Source organism: Bradyrhizobium sp. STM 3843 (assembly GCF_000239815.1).
Taxonomy (GTDB): Bacteria; Pseudomonadota; Alphaproteobacteria; order Rhizobiales; family Xanthobacteraceae; genus Bradyrhizobium.
Map to the genome: position 1 here is coordinate 1 of NZ_CAFK01000248.1, position 5,705 is coordinate 5,705.

The 5,705-nt window shown below is 64.9% G+C and carries 4 protein-coding genes and 1 pseudogene; all 5 read right to left on the bottom strand.

The features are described 5' to 3' along the window. Positions 1-198: 198 nt before the first annotated feature. Entirely contained in the window at positions 199-972 is a 774-nt protein-coding gene (locus BRAS3843_RS25480; protein WP_008971973.1) for an SDR family oxidoreductase, read from the bottom strand. Between the two features lie 144 nt (positions 973-1,116). Then, a complete protein-coding gene (gene pimD / locus BRAS3843_RS25485; protein WP_008971974.1) occupies positions 1,117-2,259 on the bottom strand; it encodes a pimeloyl-CoA dehydrogenase small subunit in 1,143 nt (380 codons plus the stop codon). A 185-nt stretch (positions 2,260-2,444) separates the two neighbouring features. Then, on the bottom strand, positions 2,445-3,635 hold the full coding sequence (pimC, locus tag BRAS3843_RS25490; protein ID WP_008971975.1) for a pimeloyl-CoA dehydrogenase large subunit: 1,191 nt from the start codon (positions 3,633-3,635) through the stop codon (positions 2,445-2,447). Positions 3,636-3,838: 203 nt separating this feature from the next. Further along, positions 3,839-5,027: pseudogene (locus tag BRAS3843_RS25495) on the bottom strand (acetyl-CoA C-acyltransferase). A 10-nt stretch (positions 5,028-5,037) separates the two neighbouring features. Then, positions 5,038-5,705: AMP-binding protein (locus BRAS3843_RS25500; protein WP_035982738.1), on the bottom strand; the 668-nt coding region annotated here is incomplete at its 5' end.

The window sequence follows — 5,705 nt, forward strand, 5'->3', positions numbered from 1 at the left end:
CCCCTTGTGGGAGAGGGCAGCTCGGTGCCTGCCAGACGCTCATTCGGGTGAGGGGTTTGTGCCGCGCATCGCGTTCTGAATTTGCGGAGAAAGACCCCTCACCCGGCTGCGCTCCGCGCAGCCACCCTCTGCCACTGCCGACGACGGCTTCGCCGTCGCGTCGAGGGGAGAGGGTGCAGCTGTCGTGTGGGAAGATACTTACACCGCCGCCGTGGTGACGCCGCCGTCGACCACGATGGTCTGGCCGGTCATGAAGGTCGAGGCATCGGAGGCGAGATAGGCTACCGCACCCGCGATCTCATGCGGCTCGCCGATGCGCCGCAGCGGCGTGGTGGCGCAGCGCTGCTTGAGGCGCGCCTCGTCCTCCCACAACGCACGGGCAAAGTCGGTCTTGATCAGGCCGGGCGCCACGCAATTGATGCGCACACCTTGCGGGCCCCATTCACAGGCGAGGCTGCGGCACAGCGCGAAATCCGCCGCTTTGGAGATGCCGTAGGCGCCGATCACGGTCGAGCCGCGCAAGCCTCCGATTGAAGACACGATGATCACCGAGCCTTTGCCGCGAGCGGCCATTGGCGGGATCGCCTTGGCACAGAGCCACAGATTGCTCTTCACGTTCGAGGCCATGATCTTGTCGAAGGCCTCGTCGGTGATGTCGAGCAGCGGGCCATAGTAAGGATTCACCGCGGCGTTGCAGACGAGGATGTCGACCTTGCCGTAGTGCTTCACCGCACCGTCGATCAGCGCGTCGACCTCAGGCCGGCGCGAGATGTTGCAGGCGATGACATGGGCATCGCCGCCGGCCTTGCGGATGCCGGCCGCCACGTCCTCGCAGGCGTCGGCCTTGCGGCTAGAGATCACCACCTTGGCGCCGAGCTGCGCCAAAAGCTCCGCCGAGGCGCGACCGATGCCACGACTCGAGCCGGTGATGACGGCGACCTGGCCGGCGAGATCGAAGGGGGTGGCAGTCATGGTCGGTCTCTCCCACATCACACGCGTCATGCGCGGGCTTGACCCGCCTGCGGGGCCGAAGCCCCTTCGGCGCGGCGAAGGCCCGTGCATCCATCTTTCAAGAATGATGGGTTGCGGGGTCGAGCCCGGCAACGACGAATTTCACTACACCACTCCGCCGGCCTCGCTGACGCGGCGGAGGTGATAATCGGTGTCGCCGAACGTGGTCTCGATCATCGACAGCCGCTTGAAGTAGTGGCCGATCTTGGCCTCCATGGTCATGCCGATGCCGCCGTGGAGCTGGATCGACTGCTGGCCGATGAACTTGGCCGACTTGCCGATCTGCACCTTGGCTGCGGCGATGGACGTGGCGCGCTCTTTCGCGTCCTCGAAATCGCTGGCCATGGTCGCGAACATCGACATCGAGCGCGCCTGCTCCAGCGCGACAAACATGTCGGCTGCGCGGTGCTGCAGCGCCTGGAACGAGCCGATCGCGACGCCGAACTGCTTGCGGGTCTTGATGTACTCGACCGTGGTGTTCAAGGATTCATCCATCAGGCCGACGGCTTCGGCGCACAGCGCGACGCGGGCCTCGTCCACCACGCGCTCGATCAGCGGCAGTGCATTCTCGGGGTCGCCGATCGCTGCGTCTGCGCCGACCTCGACGCCGGTGAAGGTGATGTCGGCTGCGTGCAGGCCGTCCTGGGTCGGATAGCCCTTGCGGGTGACGCCCTTGGCATCCGCCGGCACGATGAACACGCCGATGCCGGACTTGTCGCGCTGTCCGCCCTTGGTGCGCGCGGTGACGATCAGCGTGTCGGCGTTCTCGCCGTTGAGCACGACGAACTTCTCGCCGTCGATGATCCAGCCGTCGCCCTTCTTCTTCGCAGACGTCGCCACGTCGAACAGGTCATAGCGCGACTGCTTCTCGAGCTGCGCGAAGGCAAAGGTCCTGCTGCCGTCGATGATGCCGGCGAGATGCGCCTCCTTTTGCGCCGCCGAGCCACCATGGCGCAGGAAGCTGCCGGCAATCACCACCGTGGCGAGATAGGGCTCAAGCACCAGCGCGCGGCCCATCGCCTCCATCACGATCATGGTCTCGACGCCGCCGGCGCCGAAGCCGCCGTCGTCTTCCGAGAACGGCAGCCCGAGCAGGCCCTGCTCGGCGAGCTTGGACCAGATCGCTTTGCTCCAGCCGCCTTTCTCCGCCATGTATTTCTTGCGGCTGTCGAAATCGTAGGCGTCGGCCAACAGGCCATCGATGCTGTCCTTGAGGAGACGCTGCTCCTCGGTGAGATCAAAATCCATCTTCGTTTCCTTGAAATGACCCTGTTGGCCAGGAGCTCTGCTCTTCACCTCTCCCCGCATGCGGGGAGAGGTCGGATTGCATCGAAGATGCAATCCGGGTGAGGGGGAGTCTCCACGAGTTCGGTGCGTGGAGAGTCCCCCTCACCCCGACCCTCTCCCCGCACGCGGGGAGAGGGGGAAGAGGCTCACAGCCCCAGCACCGCCTTCGAGATGATGTTGCGCTGGATCTCGTTCGAGCCGCCATAGATCGAGACCTTGCGGTTGTTGAAGTAGCTCGGCGCGATCTGCGCGGTCCAATCCATGGTCTCGTTGGAATCGTCGTCGCCATGGACGTCGTAGGGCGCGGCGAACGGGCCGATCACCTCCATCAAGAGCTCGGTCGTGGTCTGCTGGATCTCGGAGCCCTTGATCTTCAGCACGGACGACGCCGGATTGGGCTTGCCCTTGCCGTGCTTGCCCTCGTCGGCGACGACGCGGAGCTGCGTCAATTCCAACGCCTTCAGCTCGATCTCGCAGGCCGTGAGCTTTTCGCGGAAGGCGGGATCCTCCAGCATCGGCCGGCCGCCCGACTCGACCTTGGCGGCGAGCTCCTTGATGCGGCGCAGCCGCTCCTTGGAGACGCCGACGCGGGCGATGCCAGTGCGCTCATTGCCGAGCAGAAATTTAGCGTAGTCCCAGCCCTTGTTCTCCTCGCCGATCAGGTTCTCGACCGGCACCTCGACGTCGTCGAAGAACACCTCGTTGACCTCATGGCCGCCATCGATGGTCTGGATCGGGCGCACGGTGACGCCCTTCGACTTCATGCTGAACACGATGAAGGAGATGCCCATCTGCTTCTTCGCCGCCGGATCGGTGCGGCACAGGCAGAAGATCATGTCCGCATATTGCGCCAGCGTGGTCCAGGTCTTCTGGCCGTTGATGATGTATTTGTCGCCACGGCGCTCGGCCTTGGTCTTGAGCGAGGCGAGGTCCGATCCCGAGCCCGGCTCGGAGAAGCCCTGGCACCACCAGTCATCGACACTGGCGATGCGCGGCAGATACTGCTTCTTCTGCGCCTCGTTGCCGAAGGTGTAGATCACGGGACCGACCATCGACACGCCGAAGGCGAGCGGCTGCGGCGCCGGATAGGCCTGCAGCTCCTCGTTAAAGATATAGTGCTGCACCGAGCTCCAGCCGGTGCCGCCATATTCGACCGGCCAGTGCGAGACGCCCCAGCCCTTCTTGTTGAGGATGCGCCACCAGGTCACCATCTCGTCCTTGCTGAGATGACGGCCCTCGACCAGCTTGCGCCTGGTCTCCGGCGGCACGTTGTCCTTGAAGAACTGCCGGACTTCCTCGCGGAACGCCTGCTCTTCCTTGGTGAATGCGAGATCCATCGGATGCTCCTTGTGTGTCGAATTAGTTCGTCTTGCTCAGCTGTCGTCCCTGCGAACGCAGGGACCCATAACCACCGGCGGACATGATGACGAAAGGCATCTGCTAAAGTGCCCCAAGCGACATCACGCTGTATGGGTCCCGGGTCTGCGCTCCGGACAGCGCTTCGCGCTGCCGGGGCTTGCCCAGGACGACAGCTACAATGTTACTGCAGCACCTCGAACAGGCCGGCCGCGCCCATGCCGCCGCCGACGCACATTGTCACCACGGCATACTTCGCCTTGCGGCGGCGGCCTTCGATCAGGGCGTGGCCGGTGAGGCGAGCGCCCGACATGCCATAGGGATGGCCGACCGCGATCGCGCCGCCATCGACGTTGATCTTCTCAGGGTCGATGCCGAGCTTGTCGCGGCAATAGATCACCTGCACCGCGAAGGCCTCGTTCAGCTCCCACAGGCCGATGTCGTCGACCGTGAGACCGTGGCGCTTGAGCAGCCGCGGCACCGCGAACACTGGGCCGATGCCCATCTCGTCCGGCTCGCAACCATGCGCAACGAAGCCGCGGAAGATGCCGAGCGGCTGCAGGCCGCGCTTGGATGCTTCCTTGTCGCTCATGATCACGCAGGCCGATGCGCCATCGGACAGCTGGCTGGCATTGCCGGCGGTGATGGAAAAGCCATCGCCGCGCACCGGCTTCAGGCCGGCGAGACCTTCGGCGGTCGTCTCGGGGCGCGGGCCCTCGTCCTGCGACAGCGTGACGTCCTTGAACGAGATGTTGCCGGTCGCCTTGTCGGCCACCGCCATCTTGGTCGTGATCGGCGCCAGTTCGTCCTTGAACTTGCCGCCTTGCTGTGCGGCCGCGACCCGGCGCTGGCTCTCCAGCGAGTATTCATCCTGCCGCTCACGCGAGATGCCGTAGCGCTTGGCCACGACTTCCGCCGTGTCGATCATCGGCATGTAGACCTCGCCCTTGATCTCGAGTAGCGCCGGGTCCTGAGCGTGGAAGCCGTTCATCTTGTCGTTCTGCACCAGCGAGATCGACTCGCCGCCGCCGCCGACCGCAATCTCGACGCCGTCAAAGATCACCGAGCGCGCCGCAAGCGCGATCGCCTGCAGGCCGGAGGCGCATTGCCGATCGATCGTGGTGCCGCCGACCGAGACCGGCAGGCCGGCGCGGACGCAGTGCCTTGCGCGCGATGTTGCCGCCGGTGGCGCCCTGCTGCAGCGCCGCGCCCATCACGACGTCCTCGACCTCGGCCGGATCGATCTTGGCCCGCTTTACCGCTTCGCCGATGGCATGGCCGAGCAGGGTCGCGCCTTCGGTGGCATTGAGCGCACCGCGATAGGCCTTGCCGATCGGGGTGCGGGCAGTGGAAACGATGACGGCATCGGTCATGGGTGACCTCCTATTGTTGTTGCTGGTGTTGTTGGGCTTGGATCGTTGGTGATTGCTTCTGGCGCAGCTCGTGGCGCGACAGCTTGCCGACCGGCGTGCGCGGCAGCTCGTCGACGAAGGCGACGGCGGCTGGTAGCTCGTGCTTGCCGAGCTTGCCGGTGAGAAATTCGCGCAGCTCGTCGATCGAGAACGGCTTGGCGCCGTCACGCAGCTTGATGAAGGCTTTCGCCGCCTCGCCGCGATAAGCGTCGGGAATGCCGATCACGATCACCTCCTGGACGGCAGGATGGGTGTAGATCGCCTGCTCGATCATCTGCGGATAGACGTTGAAGCCGCCGGAGATGATCATGTCCTTCTTGCGGTCGACCAGGAAGAAATAACCGTCGGAGTCCATATAGCCGATGTCGCCGGTGAGGAAGCGTTCGCCGACGAACGCTTCCGCCGTTTCCTGCGGCCTATTCCAATAGCCCTTGGTGACGTTCGGCCCCTTGATCCGGATCTCGCCGACCTCGTTCACACCGAGCACTTTGGCCGGATCGTCGAGCGACACCACGTCCATCTCGATGCCCGGCAGCATCAGCCCGATCGAGCCGGGCTTCTCCGGCCCCTCCTTCGGGTGCCCGGTGCCCGGCGAGCAGGTCTCGGTCATGCCCCAGCCGCTCTTGAGCTTCATGCCGA

Excerpts from the sequence above, each read along its gene's own strand:
- BRAS3843_RS25480 (WP_008971973.1), bottom strand. The coding sequence starts at position 972 with ATGACTGCCACCCCCTTCGATCTCGCCGGCCAGGTCGCCGTCATCACC.
- pimD (WP_008971974.1), bottom strand. The coding sequence starts at position 2,259 with ATGGATTTTGATCTCACCGAGGAGCAGCGTCTCCTCAAGGACAGCATC.
- pimC (WP_008971975.1), bottom strand. The coding sequence starts at position 3,635 with ATGGATCTCGCATTCACCAAGGAAGAGCAGGCGTTCCGCGAGGAAGTC.